General features: G+C 40.6%; 21 protein-coding genes and 1 tRNA gene. 9 read left to right on the forward strand and 13 right to left on the reverse strand.

What is annotated here, in order from left to right; genetic code table 11:
• Positions 1 to 31: 31 nt before the first annotated feature.
• A complete protein-coding gene (locus tag VK664_RS04290; protein ID WP_461397377.1) occupies positions 32 to 2,014 on the reverse strand; it encodes a tetratricopeptide repeat-containing sensor histidine kinase in 1,983 nt (660 codons plus the stop codon).
• A gap of 10 nt (positions 2,015 to 2,024) precedes the next feature.
• Entirely contained in the window at positions 2,025 to 2,471 is a 447-nt protein-coding gene (locus tag VK664_RS04295) for a LytR/AlgR family response regulator transcription factor (RefSeq protein WP_461397378.1), read from the reverse strand.
• A 309-nt stretch (positions 2,472 to 2,780) separates the two neighbouring features.
• Here VK664_RS04295 and VK664_RS04300 point away from each other — a divergent pair, with 309 nt between their 5' ends.
• The 3 genes from VK664_RS04300 (at position 2,781) to VK664_RS04310 (ending at position 4,404) form a co-directional block, all read left to right on the forward strand.
• Positions 2,781 to 3,458, forward strand: coding sequence for a hypothetical protein (locus VK664_RS04300; RefSeq protein ID WP_461397379.1), 678 nt, complete (start codon positions 2,781 to 2,783; stop codon positions 3,456 to 3,458).
• Between the two features lie 31 nt (positions 3,459 to 3,489).
• Complete coding sequence (locus tag VK664_RS04305; RefSeq protein ID WP_461397380.1) at positions 3,490 to 4,116, forward strand: TolB family protein; 627 nt, start codon at positions 3,490 to 3,492, stop codon at positions 4,114 to 4,116.
• A 156-nt stretch (positions 4,117 to 4,272) separates the two neighbouring features.
• On the forward strand, positions 4,273 to 4,404 hold the full coding sequence (locus VK664_RS04310; protein WP_461397381.1) for a hypothetical protein: 132 nt from the start codon (positions 4,273 to 4,275) through the stop codon (positions 4,402 to 4,404).
• A 66-nt stretch (positions 4,405 to 4,470) separates the two neighbouring features.
• Here the strand turns inward: VK664_RS04310 and VK664_RS04315 are convergent, their stop codons facing one another.
• The 3 genes from VK664_RS04315 to VK664_RS04325 form a co-directional block, all read right to left on the reverse strand.
• A complete protein-coding gene (locus VK664_RS04315) occupies positions 4,471 to 5,223 on the reverse strand; it encodes an SDR family oxidoreductase (protein WP_461397382.1) in 753 nt (250 codons plus the stop codon).
• Positions 5,220 to 6,206, reverse strand: coding sequence for a D-erythronate dehydrogenase (denD, locus tag VK664_RS04320; RefSeq protein WP_461397383.1), 987 nt, complete (start codon positions 6,204 to 6,206; stop codon positions 5,220 to 5,222). The genes VK664_RS04315 and denD overlap by 4 nt, the downstream gene beginning before the upstream one ends.
• A gap of 636 nt (positions 6,207 to 6,842) precedes the next feature.
• The gene (locus VK664_RS04325; protein WP_461397384.1) at positions 6,843 to 7,388 is read right to left on the reverse strand and encodes a hypothetical protein; all 546 of its coding nucleotides are present in this window, start codon (positions 7,386 to 7,388) and stop codon (positions 6,843 to 6,845) included.
• Positions 7,389 to 7,574: 186 nt separating this feature from the next.
• Between VK664_RS04325 and VK664_RS04330 the strand changes: the two genes are divergently transcribed.
• The gene (locus VK664_RS04330; protein ID WP_461397385.1) at positions 7,575 to 8,048 is read left to right on the forward strand and encodes an aminotransferase class III-fold pyridoxal phosphate-dependent enzyme; all 474 of its coding nucleotides are present in this window, start codon (positions 7,575 to 7,577) and stop codon (positions 8,046 to 8,048) included.
• Positions 8,049 to 8,164: 116 nt separating this feature from the next.
• Here the strand turns inward: VK664_RS04330 and VK664_RS04335 are convergent, their stop codons facing one another.
• Positions 8,165 to 9,268, reverse strand: a complete 1,104-nt coding sequence (locus tag VK664_RS04335) for a sensor histidine kinase (RefSeq protein ID WP_461397386.1) — start codon at positions 9,266 to 9,268, stop codon at positions 8,165 to 8,167.
• Between the two features lie 91 nt (positions 9,269 to 9,359).
• Between VK664_RS04335 and VK664_RS04340 the strand changes: the two genes are divergently transcribed.
• The gene (locus tag VK664_RS04340) at positions 9,360 to 10,253 is read left to right on the forward strand and encodes an AraC family transcriptional regulator (RefSeq protein ID WP_461397387.1); all 894 of its coding nucleotides are present in this window, start codon (positions 9,360 to 9,362) and stop codon (positions 10,251 to 10,253) included.
• 151 nt (positions 10,254 to 10,404) lie between these two features.
• On the opposite strand, the gene VK664_RS04345 is transcribed toward VK664_RS04340, so the two are convergent.
• Positions 10,405 to 10,491, reverse strand: a tRNA-Ser gene (locus VK664_RS04345).
• 319 nt (positions 10,492 to 10,810) lie between these two features.
• Here VK664_RS04345 and VK664_RS04350 point away from each other — a divergent pair.
• Positions 10,811 to 12,379 carry a pyridoxal phosphate-dependent decarboxylase family protein gene (locus VK664_RS04350; protein WP_461397388.1) on the forward strand — a complete coding sequence of 523 codons (1,569 nt, stop codon included), beginning with the start codon at positions 10,811 to 10,813 and terminating at the stop codon, positions 12,377 to 12,379.
• A 171-nt stretch (positions 12,380 to 12,550) separates the two neighbouring features.
• On the opposite strand, the gene VK664_RS04355 is transcribed toward VK664_RS04350, so the two are convergent.
• The 3 genes from VK664_RS04355 to VK664_RS04365 all read right to left on the reverse strand — a co-directional run bounded on the left by VK664_RS04355 (position 12,551) and on the right by VK664_RS04365 (position 15,473).
• The gene (locus VK664_RS04355) at positions 12,551 to 13,327 is read right to left on the reverse strand and encodes a TatD family hydrolase (RefSeq protein ID WP_461397389.1); all 777 of its coding nucleotides are present in this window, start codon (positions 13,325 to 13,327) and stop codon (positions 12,551 to 12,553) included.
• A 441-nt stretch (positions 13,328 to 13,768) separates the two neighbouring features.
• Positions 13,769 to 14,383 carry a polysaccharide deacetylase family protein gene (locus VK664_RS04360; RefSeq protein ID WP_461397390.1) on the reverse strand — a complete coding sequence of 205 codons (615 nt, stop codon included), beginning with the start codon at positions 14,381 to 14,383 and terminating at the stop codon, positions 13,769 to 13,771.
• A 169-nt stretch (positions 14,384 to 14,552) separates the two neighbouring features.
• Positions 14,553 to 15,473, reverse strand: a complete 921-nt coding sequence (locus VK664_RS04365; protein ID WP_461397391.1) for an ARPP-1 family domain-containing protein — start codon at positions 15,471 to 15,473, stop codon at positions 14,553 to 14,555.
• A 52-nt stretch (positions 15,474 to 15,525) separates the two neighbouring features.
• Here VK664_RS04365 and gltX point away from each other — a divergent pair, with 52 nt between their 5' ends.
• The 3 genes from gltX to VK664_RS04380 all read left to right on the forward strand — a co-directional run bounded on the left by gltX (position 15,526) and on the right by VK664_RS04380 (position 18,531).
• Positions 15,526 to 17,049, forward strand: a complete 1,524-nt coding sequence (gene gltX, locus VK664_RS04370) for a glutamate--tRNA ligase (protein ID WP_461397392.1) — start codon at positions 15,526 to 15,528, stop codon at positions 17,047 to 17,049.
• A 174-nt stretch (positions 17,050 to 17,223) separates the two neighbouring features.
• Positions 17,224 to 17,643: a cobalamin B12-binding domain-containing protein gene (locus VK664_RS04375; protein WP_461397393.1), complete on the forward strand. Its 420-nt coding sequence runs from the start codon at positions 17,224 to 17,226 to the stop codon at positions 17,641 to 17,643.
• A 108-nt stretch (positions 17,644 to 17,751) separates the two neighbouring features.
• A complete protein-coding gene (locus VK664_RS04380; protein WP_461397394.1) occupies positions 17,752 to 18,531 on the forward strand; it encodes an enoyl-CoA hydratase/isomerase family protein in 780 nt (259 codons plus the stop codon).
• Positions 18,532 to 18,627: 96 nt separating this feature from the next.
• Here VK664_RS04380 and VK664_RS04385 read toward each other — a convergent pair whose 3' ends face one another.
• From VK664_RS04385 to VK664_RS04395, 3 genes are all read right to left on the reverse strand, one after another.
• On the reverse strand, positions 18,628 to 20,028 hold the full coding sequence (locus VK664_RS04385) for a DUF2231 domain-containing protein (RefSeq protein WP_461397395.1): 1,401 nt from the start codon (positions 20,026 to 20,028) through the stop codon (positions 18,628 to 18,630).
• A gap of 15 nt (positions 20,029 to 20,043) precedes the next feature.
• Positions 20,044 to 20,967: a sugar phosphate isomerase/epimerase family protein gene (locus VK664_RS04390; RefSeq protein ID WP_461397396.1), complete on the reverse strand. Its 924-nt coding sequence runs from the start codon at positions 20,965 to 20,967 to the stop codon at positions 20,044 to 20,046.
• Between the two features lie 67 nt (positions 20,968 to 21,034).
• Positions 21,035 to 22,543 carry a DUF1501 domain-containing protein gene (locus VK664_RS04395; protein ID WP_461397397.1) on the reverse strand — a complete coding sequence of 503 codons (1,509 nt, stop codon included), beginning with the start codon at positions 22,541 to 22,543 and terminating at the stop codon, positions 21,035 to 21,037.
• Between the last annotated feature and the right edge of the window lie 19 nt (positions 22,544 to 22,562).

Consider the following 22,562-nt stretch of genomic DNA (forward strand, 5'->3'; position numbering starts at 1 on the left):
TCTCCTGAATGTAATCTTTGAAGTTCTTCCATCATGCTGATAAAATAAATGTCGTACCCATTCCTGGTTGTGACTGAACCAATATTTTGTATTGGATTGCTTTTGCAAGATCTTGTATAAGATGAAAACCAAATCCGGTTCTTGTATTCACGGCAATATCATCTCCATTATACAATGCTTTCATCTGTTCCTCATTGATACCGGGTCCATTGTCAGTTATAGCCAATATTGTTTTGTCGCCCTCTTTTTTTGCACGCCATTCAATGACACCGTTCGGTTTATTGTTAATTGCTTTCATGGCGTTCGAGGTAAGATTTTGCATGATGACCCGTAGGTAATTTTCATCGGCAGAAACTGTCAAACCCGGAGTTTGAAAAAAGCTGATTTTTACCGCTCCATCCTGCGGGAAGAATTTTTGCAGATAGTCAAATAAATCAGAAACGCTTACCTTTGTTATCTGTGGTCTGAAATTCTCCATTTGCTCCTTACTCCATAGAAGCATAGATTCCATTGTGTTTAATAAATCTTCCGCCGACTGACCTATTCTTCGTTGATGAAAATTCTGCTGTTCCGCAGTTAATAAATCGGGACTGTTTTTTTGAAGATCTAGAAAATGAATAAGGTTTGCAACAGGACCTCTGAGATCATGACTCAGAATTCCGAAAAATTTAGCTTTCACTTTATTGGCTTCATCTAATTGATTGTTCAGCACCATTAATGTCGTGTTTGTTTTTTTCCGGTTACGGCTTTGCCAGTATATTAAGCCTCCAATAACTCCAGCTAATAATAACCCGGCAATCAATGCAGCCTGTGTCCGTCGCTGATTAATTAATAGCAACTTGTCGATGGCGATTTCCTTATCCTTTAGAGCGATATTGTATTTGCCTTCCAGCTGGGCAATGTTATTTTTCTTCTCCTGCGAGAACAACGAATCGTTGATGTTCTGACCCTTTTTATAATCCTCAAATGCGGCTTTATAGTTATTTTTATGTTCGTTCAGATCCGACAGCATAAAATACATATGCGCCTGTTGTTCAAGATTGGCATTTTGTTCTGCCAGGTCTTTTGCACGTGACAGATACTCCCCTGCCTTTTTCATGAACATTTCTTTTTCGGGCGATCTGCTTTCTTTTGCCAATTGATTATATGCATTACCTAAATTTCCCTTATTTACTATCGATACTTCTGAATTCGGATTAATCTCCTCCATTATCGCATTAACACGCAGCATTATTTCTATGGCTTTTTTATGATCAGAATATAGGACCGCCAGATTAAGAAGTGCATCCGCCATGCCCATTTGGTCATTTCTTTCTTCACAAAGCTTTAAAGCCTTCCCGAGGTAGATCTTAGCACCAGCGGTATCTTTTTGCATATGCCGGATAACACCTAACTGTTGGAACGCCAAACTTATATGGCGGGAATTTTCCGTCCGCTTGCCGGCTTCTAATGACATCTCTGCGTATTCAGTTGCTTTAGAATAATTTTGTTGTTTAAAATAAACGCTCATCAAATTACTGCCGATAAGAGCAATCTGATCGTAATTTTTCATTTCTTTCGCAATGGCCAGGGCCTCAAAATAGATTGGAGTTGCATTTGAAAAATCAGACTCCAAAAGATAACTTCTACCTATATTAATCAAGTTGTTTACCTGCTGAAATTTTGAGCCCATTTCCCTGTTCACGGCATAGCTTTTTTCAAAATGAACCCTTCCGAGAGCAGTGTTTCCCGTATCAGTAATATATAGGCCAATATTGTTATGGAAGATTGCAATACCTCTTTTCCAGCGTAATTTTTCTGCTAGCTGCAAACCAGCCTGGGCATAGGGCAAACATTTTAGCGGGTTAATCCTTTCGTAGGTTTGTGCAATACGGTTTAAAACCTTAGCCTTATTGGAATCTTCCTTCAGATGCGGGAGTTCGATTAGCAATGAGTCTATCAATTGCTGACCTTTCTTCTGAGCAGATACAGTATCAAAGAGCAATGTGGAAAATAGAAATAGAATATATTTCATGGATCTATTTTTAGGTGGTGCGTAGTTTGTCTAATGCCTCTTTATAACTTCTGCCAATGGGTAAAGGCATATTGTCCACCAATACTTCATTACTCGTTATTTTATCAATGAAGTGCTTCTGCACAGCATAGCTTCGATGGATCCGGATAAAGGTTCTAAAACTTTTTTCTTTTAACAGGTTGCCAAGTGGAGCCAGCACACAGTATTTCTTTTTTCTTGTAACAATACCCGTATAATCTTTTAGCGCCTCCAGGTAAATAATTTCATGAAACTTTAACTTGAGAAGCAGAATATCAGGCGTTGAATTTTGGCTGAAGGAAAGTGCTTCTTTGGCCGATCCAAAAACTCCATCAATTTGTAAAAATGAATACTTACGCGTATAGGATAAAATGGTCAGTCGATCTAATTCGTCGTCATCTACAATAATACAGCTATAGTTGCCTTTTTTCCGATTCACTAACGTTGCAATTTAAGTCCCTTACAAGTTACCGGTTTTGCATGTAATTTATAGTCTAAACATCCGGATAGGCATCCCCCTTTATACATTCATCTATTTAAAAGGTCGTTTAGCGATTGCATGTTAGAACTTTTGGGAAACAAGGTTAGGTTTGTTGTGACAATAAAAGCAACAAGTTAACATGAAACAAATCACCCCATTTTTTATTCTATTGTTTTCAATCTTACTCCTTAACTACGAACATTATTAACTACTCAACGAAAACTGCAAAAACTCCCCTAAAAGAACTAATAACTTTAAACTTAGACCATGAAACATCTAAAATCAATCAGCCTTTTATTAATCGCTGCAACAACATTTTTGGCCTGCAAAAAAAATGGCACTTCAAATGAAGTTCTGGAAAATCCGACAGAAGATCTGAAAGGCACTGTATGGGCAGGAGAGTTTCAATATACTTCCGGTGTATTTCAAAATATGCAGCCTTTCTCCATTGTCCTGGAGAAAAACAATACAGTTACATGGTACGAAAATGGGTTGAGTCTTTCCGGAGTCTGGTCAGTGCAGGGAGGAAAAATCACGATCCAATATACCAACGGTCAAATTGTATCTGCCGACGTATCAAAAAACACCTGGAATAATTTTACGAATACCGGGGCAAATCCGCGTCAAATTGCCAACATTATATCATCTGTTATTCCCGTACCGGGTGTATTTGAAAATACGCAATGGAAGGGGAAATTTATATCTGGGACCGCCGACATTTCCATCACGTTTCTTCCAGGAAGCAAATTAAGATACGATGCCGGGCTGCCTCTCGAGGTGCCTTACACAATTTTTGGTGCGGGAGTAAAAATTGGAAACTTTGCGCCGGCTACGAATAGCAGCAGCGCTTACATTGTGCCTCTGAAGAACGCTTTGAAAGGGAATACTATAACTAGTGATTTTGGTGGCACTTACTATGGTTCCTGGAACGCTACGAAGCAATGACCAATGATAACTGCAAATTGCCGGCCTTATCTTGGTGTTTTCACATTATACCGCTAACGGAAAAAAGATTGCATTTGTTTCTTCCAGAGAAAAACAAGCAGATATATTTATCATGGACCTGACAACAAGAAAAACAATGAATCTCACCCATCATCCTGCAGGAGATTTCAGACCCTCCTGGTCGCCCGATGGAAAATCAATTGCCTTTTCTACTGACAGGGATTCTAAAAAACCAAGACCTGTTTTTACGCTCTGGCATTCAACCGAAGTATATACGATCGGTGTTGATGGTTCGGCATTGAAGAGGAGAACCTTTATGAATACCTATGCAGGATGTCCCGCCTGGTCGCCCGATGGAAAAAAACTTGTTGTTTATGAAGCAGCATTGCAGCAGGTACGGAACATGAATACGGTAATGAAAACCGATGCCACTACGCAGTTATCCGTCATTGACCTTGCTGGCAATGAAAAAACGTATATAACAAAAGACAGTGGCGAAAAGATCTATCCGCATTGGCTACAAGACAACCGCATTGCTTACCTGACCTGGGTAGGTGGAGGACAAATTCTTTTTACCGATGGAACAAAAGGAGCTCATGGCGATTTTGAAAGTCCCAACTGGTCAGGGGATGGGAAAAAGATGATATTTCACCGGTAGCTGAATCGTGATCGTCCACCTTATTACAAATTATACAGCCGCGATAAACAATTTCAGCTTGTCAGGTCAGGCGTCTTCCCATGTTATTCTCCTTCCGGTACCAACCTGATCTGCAATGATAAAACGGCAGGTATTCATCACAACCAGATCAGGGCAATGGACCTCGAAGGAAAAAACCGTTTTATTCTATTCGGCGATTCAGTTGACGGTACTGATAAGCGGGTGTTAACCGATAACCAGTTTGAAGAAGCAACGCCTGCCTGGCGTATGATAAAAAAAGAAAAATAATCAGCTATTTCAGATCTTCACCAGCAAAATATTAGCAGGATATATAAAAGGATCAATCATTTCATTTTAACCTCTTCCCATATAAGGCATTTGATTTGCCATAATTGTCAGAAATGGAATATTGGTATCGGGTGGCAGACTGGCCATATAGGCTACAGCGCGGCCAACATCCTCCACCTTCATAGTCGGTTCTATTTTTTGAGAACCATCAGCCTGGAGTACGCCTTCTTCAATTTTTTTAGTCATTTCACTACTTGCATTTCCGATATCTATTTGCCCGCAGGAAATATTAAATGCCCGGCCATCCAGCGAGATAGATCTTGTTAAACCTGTTACAGCATGTTTGCTCGCCGTATAGGGAGCAGAATTGGGGCGAGGTACATGAGCAGAAATGGAACCGTTGTTTATGATTCGTCCACCTTTGGGGTCCTGATGTTTCATAATCTTGAATGCCTCCTGCGCACATAGAAAGGCTCCGGTCAAATTAGTATTAATTACACTTTGCCATTCCTCCAAAGTTAACTCGTCAAATAGTCTTGCCTTAGTATTTATGCCCGCATTGTTGAAAAGTAAATCCAGCCGGCCGAAGGTTTTCATTGTTTGCCTGAACAGATGTTGCACACTTTCCTGGATGTTAATATCGGTAGGGACAACGAGCGTCCGCTTCAAATCACATAAATTAGCCGTTTCGATAAGTTGGCTCTCCCGCCGGCCAGCAAGAACGACCGACCATCCATCCCTAAAGAGTGCTGTTGCCACTGCTCTTCCAATGCCCGAACCTGCCCCGGTTACTATTGCGACTTTATTGAGTTGATTCATTTTACAATGCTGATTTTTGTATTCTCTATACCTTCATCTGTTATGTATGATCGTATAATTTCAGCCACAGAAGAATCGCTGACAAATCCAAGTTCTTTTGCTCTTTGCGTTTCAAAATATGGTGGCCATGTAAGTACTATACTCTGCAGAAATGCATCCGGTTCATAAGATATTAGTTTGGTTACCTCAGGACCAGTAATTTGCTCCAGACTCTTTATCATTTCCCTAACTGAAACAGTCAGGCCAGGAAGATTGATTACTCTGTCTTCCCCGAGCAATTTTTCGTCAATATTGGCTGCATGAATAAAGTTTTGGATGACTTGTTTTGGAGATAGAATCCAACACGGTGTGTCCGGCGGTACCGGGTAAGAAGCTTTTTCCCCTCGTAAGGGTTCACGGATGATAGAGCTTACAAAGGATGAGGTTGCAGCATTTGGTTTTCCGGGCCGGATAGCAATAGTGGGCAACCTAAGGCATCGCGCATCTACAAAACCTCTTCGGCTATAATCATTCATCAGCAGTTCTACCATAGCTTTCTGCGTACCATAGGAGCTGCGTGGCTTAGGCGCCGTTTCGTCAGTTATTATCCCGGAAACATCGCCCCCAAATACTGCGCAAGAACTGGCAAAAACAATCCTGGGTTGAATCTCAAGCTTCCTGCATAATTCTAAAACCTGCAACGAAGCATAGAAATTTATCTTCATTCCCAACTGAAATTTTTTTTCTGCCTCCCCACTAACAATGGCTGCAAGGTGAAATATGATATCGGGCCGGTGCCTTAGAATATTTGTAATGGTGACTTCATCACTGAAATCTGCCTCGATGTATTCAAGTCTTGAATCGTGTAGCCTGTCTTCAGTAAATACAAGATCCACTAGTGTTAAGCGAAGTATTTCGTTCCGGGCAAGGCCGCCATTTTGTGCGAGTTCTTTTGCTAGTCTTTTACCTAAAAACCCGCCACCACCAAGTATGAGTATATGCACATGAATAATTTATTCTTATAAATTTAGTGATCATTAGCCGCAGAATCCAGGAAATATCATATTAATGGCCATGTTCATGACAATAACATAACCTGCAGAAAGCCAGCCAGGCAATCTAAGGTTGAAAGCCCTTTTTGCAATACCTTAACTCAAAATTATCTTAGATATTCAAGAATTGGTTTGCTAAATTTAGAATACTTCACGGGTGGCAACTCAAGCGTATACACGGTAACTTGAAAGATGGAAAAAAATATAAGCTTTGGACCTTTCAGTCAATCGCATCAGTTAAGGAACTGAAAACTACAGGGGTACTTGAAGCGAGTTGGGATAGATACATACAAACAGGCGCATTGCTCTACCATCCACCTATGTAATGCAGAGAGTATCGGCACAGACTCCCGCTGTCTTCGCTATTTGATCTGATCTTCGCTCAGATTTTCCTCTTTGCATTTTCGCTCTATTTCGTTCAATTGTTATAGAATATATCAAGGGATAGCTGAGATCAACAAAGATCCGATAATATTCCGCTGGAAATACAAAATGGACGAAAGGGAAATTATTTGATATGTTAATTTAGGAACGAAATACTAGTCCATAAACAATCAAAAATGTTTTATTCTCTATGTTTATTCCGAATTAAAGCGAGGATTTTGGATTGTGAGATTCTATGGAAAGCGATCGCATTATATTGATAAAAATGTATATCTCGCGCGCATACACTTGCTCGTCCTTATCAAAATAAGTTCTAAAAAAGAAATTGATGTCCTGTGCACCATTCAAAAATTCTAAAATACTCGAATCAGGGACACAATTTTTTAATTCTTTTTCATAAAAGTCTTTATAATATTTTGAAGATGCAAAATGAATACTTGGTGGTGTAAATTGATGAACGTTTTCTTTTAGCCAGCTCAAGGAGACACTTTCTAATGACTGTGGCAGAACAGAATCCTCAAGATCTAAATGCAGAAAAAGAATTAACGAATCAATTATATTCAATTGGTAAGAAGCATTCAGAACAGTTATCGACGCGTCTATCCACTCATTTCGTTTGATCGTATCCAGGCTGTCAATTTCATCTATATGCAAATCTTTGCCTTCCCATATTCCAGTGCGTATTACACTATCAGCCCAACGCTCAATACTCATTTTTATTTTTACGTAATCAAAGGATAGTCCAGCCATTTTCTCTTAAAAATTTAGTTTGATCGTTAGTTAATTTATGACCATAGTTATGTCTCCAAGTTTCATACAAAGGAAGTTATTTGTTCACCACAACCTAATTTTATAAAATGTCTGAATGGTGACATAAAATGCGTAATACTGGCTAAGAAAAATACTTGCACATTTCTATTTTTGCTCCTAAGAAATATGCGAAAGAAAAATCAGGATAAAGGTAAAGATCAAAATTGCACAGTGAACCCTGCTACCGGCGATCACCTCAACGAACAGCGCCAAAGTGAGGCAAATTATCGGTTGATATTTCAAAAATCAGCACTGGCACAGTTAATCTGCACTTTAGCGGTAGAAGCTGCAACTGCCACCATTCGTTATTGGATAAAAAACAAGGAAAAAATATTTCGCAACGTTACTGCCCTAAGCCAGCATTTTACCGACAGGCTCAGTCAAATGAAATTTAAGAAGGGCGCTTCTCTCCGCATATTAGGACTGGCTATCGGTATAGAAGTTAGCGATTCGAATTATGCCGATCGCATTCAGCAAAAAGCCCTAAAAAAAGGTGTATTATTCACTGCACAGGAAAAGACACTCACTCTTTTTCCGCCACTTACAATGAAGCTAGCAATAGCAGAAGAAGGATTGGAAATTCTGGAAAGTTGTTTATAAAAAGCAACGAATTAGACTAACGGTAAGACACAACCGATATTCCGTATGTGATTTTGAAAGAAGCTTTCATAGTTATAATAATTAGTCGTTCTGTTATTAGCCACAGTTTGAGCGACTTAGGAAATTGCAAAAATCACTAATACTGTACAGCCGGCTCCGGGTGAAGATTCGATTACTGACTGACCATTATAAAGCTCTGCCCGACTCATGATGTTAGCCAGTCCAATACCGTTTCTTTTCGCGTTTACGTCAAATCCCTGTCCGTTATCTTCAATCAGCAATGTCAGATTATACTGATTTTGTGTCAGCTGAACTCGGATAATAGAAGCGGAAGCATACTTAAGAATATTGTTCAATTGTTCCTGAATAATCCGGTATATAGTGACTTTAAGTCCTTCGCTCAGTATGCCTTCATCCAGAATTGATATGTCCAGTTTCACTTGTTCCCCTTTTACAAAGGGAATCTTTCTGATCATCCCTTCAATTGATTCCCTTAAACTGGTCTCCTTTAATGACGGAGGTGTTAGTGAATGCGACAGGCGCCTGATCTCTTCTATGCAGTAATTTACCGATTCCTTGCTTTTTGAAATAATATCCGCCTTAGCTGCATCTTCAGTTCGCAGCAAACTCAATAATAGCCGCACCGTAGCCAGTACCTGATTTATATTATCGTGCAGTTCCTTGCCAACCTGTTCACGTTGCTTTTCCTGTCCATCAAGGGTTGCCTTCATAATGTTCTTTTGTGCCATAAACCTAAGATCTTCAATCTCACGCTCCAGGTGCGCTCTATGGGTATAGTCATTAAGAGATATGAGAAAAGAAGGCACATCATCATAGTCCATTTTAGCAGCGCTTACTTCGATGACAAGCTGCTGACCATTTTTCCTGAGATGTGTAACTATATACTTTGGTGGCTTCTCCAATTGTAATGCTTCCTTTACTCTGCCATCTAAAGCGGCTCTATCTGATGGTAAGCGTAACTGACGTATATCCAGCTGCAAAAATTCATTTTCATCATATCCATACAAATCCAATGCTGCTTCATTAACCTTAGTAATATGTAAGGCTTTTTGCGTGCAGATTAATTGTGGAAGTGCTGATTTTTGAAATATCAATCGATGATTAGCCTCACTTTTACGCAATTCATTTAGCAGAATTACATTATCCGGGTTCACTGGGCTCTTTTTGTCTTTACTATTATCCTGACTTCTTTTCATCATTTGATGCACAAAAATAGGAACGTGCGAATCTTTATGTTAACCAGACCTACGTATTTTATATCACAATACAGACATTTTGTAACTTTAAGTTGTGGTTAACAAACAACTTCCTGTATATGATATCGAAAAATTCAGGTATCTGGGTGAGGAGAGTAATTTTTATGCGAATACCTTCAAGGCTCATCTAAAACAACATCAGCATATTATTTTGGCACCGCATAGACATGATTTTTATGTAGGTATGATCTTTACGAAAGGAAATGGAACACATCAAGTTGAATTTAATAACTACGAGATTAAGCCAGGGCATGTTTTTATGATAGCTCCGGGAGAAGTACATGATTGGAATCTTTCAAAGAATATAGACGGTTATATTTTTTTTCATGCTAAAGAATTTTTCGATTTGAAATTCACTTATGAAAAAGCAGATAACTACCCTTTCTATTGTAGCCTGAGAAATAATCCGTTGATACCTTTAAAGAATAAATCACGCCAGAAAATAAATGAAATATTTTCAGAAATAGTTGACGAGTATAAACGCACTGAGTTACTCAAATTTCAAAAGATTTCTTCGCTATTAAATGTCTTATATATCGAATTGTCGAGAATATATTTACCTGATAAGATCCTACAAAATAAAAATTTAAATTATTTAGATAGGTTGAAGCAACTTGATCAGCTTATAGAAAAACATTTTGAGGAATATAAGTATCCAAAGGACTATGCATTGTTGATGCACATGAGTGAAAAACACTTAAATAGAATTTGTAAAACATGTTTAAATAAAACAACTTCGCAACTTATAATAGAAAGGGTGCTTCTTGAGGCAAAAAGAAGACTTGCTTTTGCTAAATCTTCTATTTCTCAAATTGCCGAAGAATTGGGCTATACCACTACTTCCTATTTTATCCAATTATTCAAAAAGAAAACGGGTAAAACACCGTCCGAATTTATGCATACATTTCGGGAGACGGCACGTCCATAGTAGCGCGTTCAAAGCAGTCAGATTTAATAATAGCTATTCCCGCCGACCACACGGCCGCCAAACCAAAAACTTAGGTGCATCCAAATTAAAAATGCAAGTATTGCAAACCAACTACTTGCATCCTTCTGCATCCATTTGCATGTGGTATCAGCGGAGAGTGAGGGATTCGAACCCTCGATACCCTTTCGAGTATACACACTTTCCAGGCGTGCTCCTTCAACCACTCGGACAACTCTCCTAAACTAAGGGCGGCAAAAATAACGGATCGCACCATAGTATCCGAATAAATTTTCGGATTAGCTACCGGCCTTTAATCCGGCTCTAATAGGCTCGGATAGACTCCAATAATGGGATATGCCTGGGGTAGTACCAGTTAAATCTGATATTCTTTGATTAATCGGCGAAACAATCAGCTGGACTTTTCAGTCAGATTTTAGAACTTTACAGATATTCAGGATCCTGAAAATTCAGTAGCTTAATTGTGAACTCTATCTAAACTCCGGGTTGCATTTATACAAGTAAAAATCAACCTTTCACCGACCATAAACCTTCATGTCATGTCACAGAAAAGAAAAGCGGCAATAGCAATGAGTGGTGCGGAATTCAAATCAGCGGGCCATCAACTGATTGATAAAATCTCCCTATTCCTTGATTCAATTCAACAGAAACCGGTTACCACCGGTGAATCACCACGGCAACTACAAAAATTGCTGCAATCCATAAAGTTTCCTGTCACTGGAAAATCAGCTGAAACTTTACTCCTTGATGCAGCCGATAAGTTATTTGATCATTCTTTATTCAACGGCCATCCGAAATTCCACGGCTATATCACTTCTGCCCCAGCGCCAATCGGGGCACTGGCTGATCTGCTGGCATCCGCAGTGAACGCGAACGTTGGCGCCCAGGTATTATCGCCGATGGCAACAGAAATTGAAAAGCAAACCATAAGCTGGCTCGCTGAATTTATTGGCCTGCCTTCTTCCTACGGGGGAATTATGGTGAGTGGCGGAAACATGGCAAACTTCACTGGTTTTATGGCGGGCATAACAGCAAAAGCGCCAAAAACAATAAAGGAAGAAGGCATATCTACAGATGCCGGAAGATTATTTATTTATTGTTCAACTGCCACCCATACCTGGATCGATAAGGCAGCTGTATTATTCGGCCTGGGCAAGAAATCTGTGAAGTGGATAAAAACTGATGCACTGGGAAGAATGGATTTACAATTGCTTGAACAAACTATTCTAAATGACCTCGAAGAAGGCGGTAAACCCATCATGATTATCGGCACCGCCGGTGATGTTAGTACCGGTGTTGTTGATGATATGAAAAGCCTTGCGATTATTTCCCGCAGGTATAATCTTTGGTTCCATATAGACGGTGCCTATGGCATCTGTGCTGCTGTTGTACCGTCTTTAAAACAAATGTTCGAAGGAATTGAAGAAGCTGATTCAATTGCACTTGATCCTCATAAATGGTTGTATAGCCCGCTCGAAGCCGGATGTACATTAGTGAAAGATCCAAATCATCTGATGGAAACATATAGTTCACATCCTGTCTATTATAATTTCGACAGCCATGATAACGATGTAACCCATAACTTTTATGAATATGGATTTCAAAACTCCCGTGGCTTCAGAGCTTTGAAAGTCTGGCTGGCTTTGCAACAGGTAGGAAGTTCAGGGTATATAGCAATGATTGAAGAAGATATCAGGTTATCAAAGTTGCTTTATACGTTAGCCGACAAACATCCGGAGCTGGAAGCTGTAACACAAAACCTGAGTATAACAACTCTGCAGTTTGTGCCTATGGAATTTCAACATCGGGATAATGTAACGGATAATGTAACGGATAATTCAACCGATAATTCAACGACAAACCCAAACATGACTATGGAGACACTGAACGAACTGAATAAAACCCTGCTGAACGACTTACAACACAACGGCGAAGTATTTTTATCCAATGCAATTGTCGGGGAAAAATATTGCCTGAGAAGCTGTATCGTAAATTTCAGAACTACGGAAAAGGATATCGCTGAGATCATCGATATCATCGTCCGGACCGGAAGAAAGATTTACCATTCAAATTATTCAGTTTATCCAACTGCAACTAATAACTCATAACCATTCCAAACTCTAATTAATCTTCAATCAAACAACCATTCAACAATCAAAAAACGACTAAGCAATCAACAACTATTCAGCAATCAAACAATCACCTAACAATCAAAAAACGACTCAGCAATCAAACAACTACTCAACGATTAAACAACTACTCAGCAAAAAAACAATTACTCACCAATTAAAAAGCTTTTCCGCATTTGCTGTAGTGATCCTTGCAATCTCTTCCTCTGGCAGGCGCTTTACTTCGGCCAGCCTGGAAACTATATACTTCAAATATGAGCTCTCATTTCGCTTGCCCCTGAACGGTACTGGTGTCAGATATGGTGCATCGGTTTCAAGCACAAGAGCATCCATCGGTAATTTTTCGACAACTTCTGATAATCCACTTTTTTTGTAAGTCAGCACGCCGCCAATCCCTAAAAGAAACCCAAGCTCAATGATCTCTAGCGCCTGTTCGTAGGTTCCGGAAAAGCAATGAAATATACCACGAAGCTTTCCATTCTGTTTAGACTTTATCATCGCTATCGTATCATGCATCGAATCCCTGGAATGGATAACTATTGGCAGATCATGCTTCATCGCCAGGTCTACCTGGTAAGAAAACGCGTCCATTTGCTCCTTATCAAAATTCCGGTCCCAATAATAATCGAGGCCAATTTCGCCGACAGCTGCAAATTTTCGGGTTTCCAGCCAATTCCTGACGAAATCCAGTTCCTGCTGATAATTCTCCTTTACATAACAAGGGTGTAAACCCATCATCGCAAAACACTGATCCGGATAGGTTTTTTCAAGTTGAAACATTGAATTTGCACTATTGCTGTCGATTGCAGGCAGAAATATCTTTTTAACCCCCTCGGTTTCGGCCCTGCGTAGGATTTCCGCAATATCTGCACTGAATTCCTCAGAATACAGATGACTATGTGTATCAACCAGATAATTCTCCCTCATGACGCAAATTTCAGGAAATTATGATTCTTTTAGGCTTTTGTTCCAACTGTTAACGGTCATTTCTACGTTTACAACGACAGCAAAGGACCCGGGACCGAAAATTCAGAAATTCTGAAGAGCATCAAGTTAGATTTATGCAAAAACATAGTTGTAAGCCCGTTGGCACAATAATTATGCATATGATGTGAATTATGTATTTGGTGGCATTCGCGGTATTTGTGGTATTTGTGAAGAAGAGGACAAAAAAAGGTTGCAATTAATTCCTGCGCCTGCAAAAAAACAGGATGTCAATTCTGTTGAAATGCGCTCTGGTCTTGGCCTTTAATAAATTACTTTTGATTGATAGAAAAAGTTTATACCTTTAAACTAGTTTTCATAGGGTACGGATTAAAAACGGGCCAGGGTGTCTACCCAGGCCCAAATTTTTTTAGGACCATCCTGTCATAACAGGGGGACATTTCCAGGGACGGATTCAAATCGAAATCCTTTTTCATTAAAAAACCTGAGACATTCATTCAATGCTATCTTGAGACGCGGGAAAGCTTTTTCGCTGTCGTGAAAAACAACAATTGAGCCATTTCCTGCATTTCGGGTTACATTGAAACTACACTGCTCACCGGTAAGCCTCGTATCAAAGTCACCACTCAAAACATCCCACATTATTATTTTATATTTTAATGGCTCATCTTTAAGATGTCGTATCTGAAAAGCTGAGATCTTTCCATAAGGTGGCCTGAAGATTTTGCTGTCAATATGATTAGAAGCCAATAAAATATTTCCAAAATATTCTTTATCGCTCACCTTCCAGCCATTCAAATGATTGAATGTATGGTTACCGACCCGGTGTCCCTCTGAAATAATTCTCCTATAGATATCCGGGTATTCGATTACATTTTTTCCGATACAAAAAAAAGTTGCTTTGGCATTGTAAGCGGCAAGAGCCTGCAGCACAAAAGGTGTGGCTTCCGGATGAGGTCCATCATCAAATGTGAAATAAATAATTTTTTCTTTGGTGCTTATATTCCAGGTGCAACCCGGATATAACTTTTTGAGCAACCAAGGTGTTTTTATTGTATAATAGCCCATCCTGTTGATTGATTCACTATGCTAAATTACAACGTTCTCAACAGCATCGGATTTTCTTACAGCAAAAAGTACTATTTATGGGAGGGCTGATTTGATACGATTGATCTTAATCATTATGAAGTAATATGAAAAGCTTTAATCAATATGAAGTAATATGAAAAGCTCTGCCATTGTTTTTGAAGATTTTACCATACTTCCGCAGGAAGATTTCCTGTGATTCTTCATCTTTCAAAAACTGGTCAAGATATTTTTTTATTATTTCATCGGTAACACGGCTTTGACTACCATAATTGATTGCCTGTTCTACATACCCGCTAAGCAGGTTTTCGAACTGATCCTTAAATAAGGCAGGATCGCTATAAATGTCAGAACCAATGATCTTATCACCAGTCATACATACAAAACCAACAATGCCGGTATCCCTGTCATTTAATGTTTTTGAAAAGTAACGCAGATACTCATCCGAAAACAAAATATGTTTTTTATCAATTCTTTTTGCAGCATAAGCAAGAGTTGGGGAATTTATATTACTACTGTCAAGCTGCGCATAAATTTCCTTCCAGACCAGCAATTGGTTTTTTGACTGATCCAGCACCCTGCGTAGTTTGGGATTTGCAAATGAGGCATAACTGAACTTTTTTTCTTTCTCACTCCATCTCCCCTCCTCTACGCACATGACTGGAATATACTGGTCAACTTTTAACGATTGAAGAATGGTGTCTTTTGTTACCATCCTATCCTGCCTGCCGCCTGTTACCATTTCACCTGAAGCAACAAAAACGGATTGCCCGGTATTATTATTTACACGCAACCAGTGTACATTTTCGGTAGAAGCTGTTCCCCTTTCGCTAATTGATATTTTACCTGTCTGAAACGCCTTTCCAAATGATAACATTGGTCTTCCTGGCGGGCCCCCGGCTCTTTTCCGGACAGGGATCACTTTCAGATTCTTATACTCCACCGCGCTGTCGTAATCCACAAACAGCTCTTTGTAAGAGAGTTGAGCCATGCCTTCGTAAAGGCTACACAAAAACATCAATACCAGCGATATGCGAACCATTGATAGCGGAACGACGAAATACTTAAATTATTGTCAACTATCTTTGCCACCTATGAGTAAAAAAGTGAGGGTGCGGTTTGCACCAAGTCCTACCGGCGGCCTGCATCTTGGTGGTGTAAGGACCGTATTATACAATTACCTTTTTGCCCGTCACCATGGCGGTGACTTTATCCTTAGGATCGAGGATACAGACCAATCACGTTTTGTTGAAGATGCTGAAAAATACATCCTGGATTGCCTGAATTGGTGCGGTCTTACTCCCGATGAAGGCCCGGAACAAGGTGGCCCTTTCAGGCCTTACCGCCAAAGCGAAAGAAAAGCCAATTACCGGAAATATGCCGAACAATTGGTTGAACAGGGACATGCCTATTATGCTTTTGATACGCCTGCTGAGCTGGAGGAGATGAGAACAGCATTCAAAACACCAGAAAATCCCTCACCACAATACAACGCAGCCATTCGTGATCGGATGAGCAATTCGATTTCACTTCCTCCCGATAAAGTCGAATTATTATTGAAGGAATCAAACTATGTGATTCGGATTAAGATGCCGGATAACGAAGAAATCAGTTTTACAGACATGATCCGTGGTGAAGTAACATTTAATAGCAACCAGGTTGATGACAAGGTTCTGCTGAAAGGTGATGGTATGCCTACTTATCACCTGGCAGTGGTAGTGGATGATTATGCTATGGAAATTTCACACGCGTTCCGTGGAGAGGAGTGGTTATCTTCTGCGCCTGTACATATTCTTTTGTGGAAATATCTCGGATGGGAGGAAAAGATGCCTGAATGGGCGCATCTGCCTTTGATATTAAAACCAGACGGTAATGGTAAGCTTAGTAAACGCGATGGCGACCGTCTTGGTTTTCCCGTTTTTGCCATGGACTGGAAAGATCCAAAGACCGGCGAAATTACAACGGGTTTCAAGGAAAGAGGCTTTGTACCCGAAGCTTTTGTAAATATGCTTGCAATGCTTGGCTGGAATGATGGTACCAGCAAAGAGATCTTCACGATTGAGGAATTGATCAAACAATTCACGATGGACCGGGTACATAAATCGGGTGCAAAATTCGATTTTGAAAAAGCAAAATGGTTTAACCATGAGTGGATAAAACATATGGAAGCAGCCCGGTTGCGACCCCTTGTTAAAGAGTCGCTGATGCTACAGGGCATTATCGCTTTGAATGATGAATACCTTGACCAGGTGATTACCATGGTTAAGGACCGCTGCATATTAATTACCGATTTTTATACACAGGCTGGTTTCTTTTTCCAGGCTCCAAAAGATATAGACACTGCCTCTATCAAACCAAAATGGACAGATGAAAAGGCTAACTTTTTTAATGCTTTTTCTGAAAGCCTGGCAGCAGAAGGCGAATGGATCGCTATAAATATTGAACAACGTTTCAAAGAACTATCAACAGCTGCGGGAATTAAACCAGGTGAGTTGATGCTGCCATTGCGGATAATGCTGGTTGGTGGAAAGTTTGGTCCGGGCGTATTCGATATAGCCGCTATGATAGGTAAGGAAGAAACGACTGAAAGAATGAAAGCTGTGTTGACGATTTTATAAATAGATAATCAGATTCTTCTTAGAACACCAATTGAACTGATAGAACTCCAATTGAACTGATTAAGTATTTTCATTAATATACACATCATCAATATAATCATCATCTTATTTTGATTCTCAAGACAGGTCACTCACTTAACCAGAAAAGTCACTACTTAACCAGACAAATCAATTATGCCAGATTTAAATAAACGCCCAATCAGGGTATTGGTTGCAAAGGTCGGGTTAGACGGCCATGATCGTGGTGCCAGGATCATTGCTACTGCCTTACGCGATGCTGGCATGGAAGTGATTTATACCGGGCTAAGGCAAACCCCCGAAATGGTTGTAAATGCGGCATTGCAGGAAGATGTGGACGCCATTGGTATTAGCATATTAAGTGGCGCTCATAATACTGTCTTCCCGAAAATCATTAAATTGATGGAAGAAAAAAATATGGATGATGTCTTATTGACCGGTGGTGGCATCATTCCTGATGAGGATATGAGAACGCTTAATGAAATGGGTGTAGGAAAATTATTTTCGCCCGGCACCAGCACCCAGGAAATCGCGGATTATATCCGGACCTGGGTAAACGAACATCGAAACTTTTAGATCATCAACTTATCATCACCACACTCACCACTCAACTCACCACTCACAACTCACAACTCACCACTGAAAACTCATAACTCATCACTCATAACTCATAACTCATAACTTATGACCTACAGCACAATCACAACTTCTTTGAATGATAACATCCTGACAATCACAATCGACCGCCCGGAAAAGTTAAATGCCATAAATCAATTTGTGATGGATGATCTCGACAAAGTGATGGATGAGGTTTATAACAATCATGAGATCCGTTCTGTCATGATCACGGGCAGCGGTAATAAAGCTTTTGTTGCCGGTGCTGACATTTCTGAGTTTGAAGGTCTCGGCAAAGAAGAGGGAATGGCCATGGCAAAAAAAGGACAGGATGTTTTTTTTAAAATTGAAAACTCTCCAAAACCCATTGTGGCTGCCGTCAATGGTTTTGCACTTGGAGGCGGTTGTGAACTGGCCATGAGTTGCCATTTTCGGATTGCATCAGACAATGCTAAGTTTGGACAACCCGAAGTAAACCTCGGCCTTGTACCTGGTTATGGCGGCACGCAGCGACTGACACAATTAGTCGGTAAGGGTCGTGCAATGGAACTTATAATGACAGGAGCGATGATCGATGCAAACACTGCGTTAACTTATGGCCTGGTTAATCATGTATCTACCCCGGAGGAATTAATCAATACAACCCTGTCTATCCTTAAAACCATCAACACAAAAGCTCCGCTTGCAATTGCAAAAGCAATCGCTGCTATCAATGCCGTTCACAATGAAACCAAAGACGGGTACATTGTTGAGCTTACTGGCTTTGGTGAAAGTTTTGCCACCGAAGACATGAAAGAAGGAGCAAGCGCTTTTCTTGCAAAAAGAAAACCCGAATTTAAAGGAAGGTGAACACAGATATGAATTATGAATTATGAGTTATGAAAGGTTCCATTCATAACTCCTTAACTCATTCAATAACTTCACTCACCATTCACCACTCACAACTTATTTTTTCTTAGGCTTAATCATTGAAGTGTCTCCAACCAACATAGGTAATACGTATCCCCCGGAATCAAGCCGGGCTGAAGGAAATGCAGTTTGTAGCTCGCGCCAGCCGGACCGCACCACTCCGGTTTCATAAAGGTATATATTACGTAAGCCTTTAAGGTTTTTCAGATTAATTATTCCCTGCGCCGTTACTGCGGTTCCCACGAGGTTTATATCCTGTAAATCTTTCAACGAGGCTAGCATTGCCAAACCTTTGTCAGTAACAGCAGTATGTTGAAGATGTAGTCTTGTGAGGTTCGTGCACTTACTAATGTAGCTGAGGGCAGAGTCAGTTATTTTTGTATCACCTGCTTTCAGACTAACCAACTGTTTGCTTATTGGTATCAGTAACTTCATATCGTTATCAGTCACTTTATCTGTACTTACAAAATTCGCGCTGAGATAATTACTTTCTGAAGACACCGGTAATACAACTACACCTCTCCTGCGCAGTGTATCAAGGGCAGACGGTTCCGCTTTAGATACTGGTATTGGCGGCACCTCTGGTGGTATTTGTTTGATAATCTCTGGTTTTTCCAATGCAGCCAGTAAAGGAACAATCTTCCCGGCCTGTGTGAGCTCTTTCACTTTTCGATCGAATGAAGCGCCTGATTCAACCCACCAATGCAGTAAGCTGATCTCATCTTTTGTTAATTGCTTTTTATCTTTTGGAGGCATGTGTTTTTTGTCTGATAATGGCAATAACAATCTTTTGACGATTTCACTTTCAGACAAAGAAGCTGTGTCTACAATTTCACCATTCTTCCCTCCTTTCATAATATGCTCAGGCAAATCAAGCCTCAGTTTACCTTTCTGTTTTCTATCGCTATGGCAACTGTAGCATGATGTTGAAAGAATGGGTTTTACAATTTCGGTATATGCTACAGCCTGTTGAACATTTTCGATAGGTTTTCTTACCACCGTTTGAGCAGTATCTGCGGCGGGACCAAAAGAAAGATAGTCTTCTCCATGTGTCAAGGTGCCGCCGAGATGCCCGGTTATCATCAATAGTATCAACAATAAGCCACCGGTTAAAGTTGACCAGTTAGAAGCGGACCGCTTCTTAAGTTGATACAACCAGCCAAGACTTATAGCTGCCACCGTTATTCCCAGCCATTGGTGCCACCAAACGATGTCTTCATCATAATCGGCAGACTGAGACAACAAATACCCGGTGACACACGAAAGAACCGCAGCTATGCTTCCGATAGCGACACTGACGTTCAATGCCTTTTCAAGCATTATATTCGGATTTCTCCAGGCCATAAACCTGAACACAATAGCTATTAATAGGATCCCGATTGGTAAGTGGACAAGTAAAGGATGAAAGCGGCCAATAAATTCAAGAACATTCAACATCAGGCTTTGCAGAGTTTATGATTGATAACGTTTACGAAGCAATTTCATCATGTGTACATTTATTGCCCATTGATCAGCCAGCGGTTTCCTGGTATATGGCTCCGTTGGCATATAATCCGGTGGCCCAAACTCAGTAAGTATAGTTACAGGGGTATTTTCTTTTTTCTTGCGGTTCACAATGGTATCCCACCATTGCAAATGCTGTGTAACTATCTTTTCCCATTCAGGTGCACGCGGATCATTTACCTGCGGTCCCTCCGGATGGCCAATGCGGGCATGAATATGTTCGGCTCTCTGAAGTGCGAGATCAACAGCTTCCTGCTGATCCTGCAACATCGACTCATGCACATTGCACCAATGCGAAATATCCAGCGTAAGATGAAGCCCGGGATACTTGCGTATAAACTGTTTGGTGACATGGGCTGCAAACATGATCCTCGACCTGTGTGTTTCGTGGCAGATGTTAATACCGGTTTCAGTTGAAAGCGCAATGGTATGTTCGATAAAAGCGCCGTTTTGTTCGAATGAAAAATGATCACGTCCTGAATGACAGTTTATATACAACGGACGTTGAACCTGTTGCTTAGCGGCAGCAGTAACCGCATCTTTAAACAACTGCAGATGTTTGTTATAATCTGCTTCCCCACTGCCACATAAAAATCCTATTGCAAGGTTATGTTTTTTCAGTGCTGCAAATAATTCATCCTGTCCTTTTTTTTCACCCGGCCACCACATTTCAATTCCGTCATAACCTTCCTGTTTAACCTTTGAACAATATTCATCGAGACTTCCATTGAAGCCCCAGTTTGTAGCAAGTATTTTTAGATCCATACTATTTTTTTCAAGATTTATAAAAGCATTTGCGGCCGATGCCTTATCAATCGCAGCTAACAACGCCGTTCCTGATAAGCCAAGAAATCCTCTCCTCGAAATTGACATGGTATTATTGAGTATTAAAAAATTAAGCAACCATAAATTCAGATATGATAGATTAAGAAGAGAAAGATTAAGCAACTATATCACTGATCACATTGCCAGCAACATCTGTCAGCCTGAATGGCCTGCCCTGGAAATGATAAGTAAACGTTTCGTGATCAAATCCCAATTGGTTGAGTATTGTTGCCTGGATATCAAAAGCAGTCGTTTTTCCGCTGACCGGTGCATAACCAATCTCATCTGTTTCACCATAGCTGCCACCGCGTTTAATACCTCCTCCCGCCATCCACATGGTGAATGCTTCAACATGGTGATCCCGTCCCTTGAAAGGATTTGTTTTACCACCACGGTTTTCCATCATAGGTGTACGGCCAAATTCCCCGCCCCAAACAACCAGTGTTTCATCAAGCAGACCGCGTTGTTTCAAATCCAGTAATAATGCGGTCATAGATTTATCTGTTTCACGGCACTTGTTGATAAAACCTTCGTCCAATGCAGTTGAATTATCCGTGCCATGACTATCCCATCCCCAATCAAACAACTGGACAAATCTTACTCCCTTCTCAACGAGTTTCCTTGCAAGGAGGATATTATTTGCAAAACAGGCTTTGCCTGGTTTAGTGCCATACATATCATGAATGTATTGTGGCTCACTTTTAATATCCATCACCTCAGGCACAGACATCTGCATCTTATAAGCCATTTCATACTGGCTTATCCTTGAAAGAATTTCGGGATCTTTAAACTCCTCGTATTGCTGCCGGTTCACTTCATTAATGGCATCAATAGAAGCCCGGCGTATATCCCTGTCCATTCCAGCGGGATCTTTTATAAACAAAACCGGATCGCCTTCTGACCGACACTGAACGCCCTGGTATACAGATGGAAGAAACCCACTGCCCCAAACACTTTTGCCTGCATCAGGTAAACTGCCACCGGAAGTAAGCACTACAAATCCGGGAAGATTCTGGTTTTCAGTTCCGAGTCCGTAGGTAACCCAGGAACCCATGCTTGGTCTTCCCAGCCTTGGGGTTCCGCTGTGCATCATCAATTGTGCCGGTGCATGATTAAACTGGTCGGTTGTCATTGCCTTGATAAAACTTACTTCATCTGCAACGGTTGCAAAATGCGGTAGATTATCTGAAACCCAGGCACCACTTTGACCGCGTTGTTTAAAAACAGCCTGGGGACCCAGCATTTTTGGCACTCCTCTTATAAAAGCAAAACGTTTTCCTTCCAGCAATGAAGGAGGACAATCAAGACCGTCCAGTTTATTCAGTTCGGGTTTGAAATCAAATAATTCCAATTGGGATGGAGCACCCGCCATGTGCAGATAAATCACGGATTTTGCCTTGCCTATTCCCGGGGATGTTTTCGCAGCCAGTGGATTTGCCGGATCGAATTGTAATGCCGTCACCGGTTGGTCAGCAGGGCCACAACCCCCAACTAGTGAGCCGAGCGCCAAAGCACCCAGACCCATAGCACTTTCACGGAGGAAATGTCTTCTCGTCCAAAAGCTAAGCGTTTTTACATTGGCTTCATTTAGAAGCCGTTGATTATATAATTCTTTCTGAGTCACAGCTCTCCTAGTTTTATCT

Origin of the sequence: Flavitalea sp., from assembly GCF_035489435.1 — a bacterium.
In the GTDB taxonomy this organism is placed as follows: domain Bacteria; phylum Bacteroidota; class Bacteroidia; order Chitinophagales; family Chitinophagaceae; genus DATHKG01.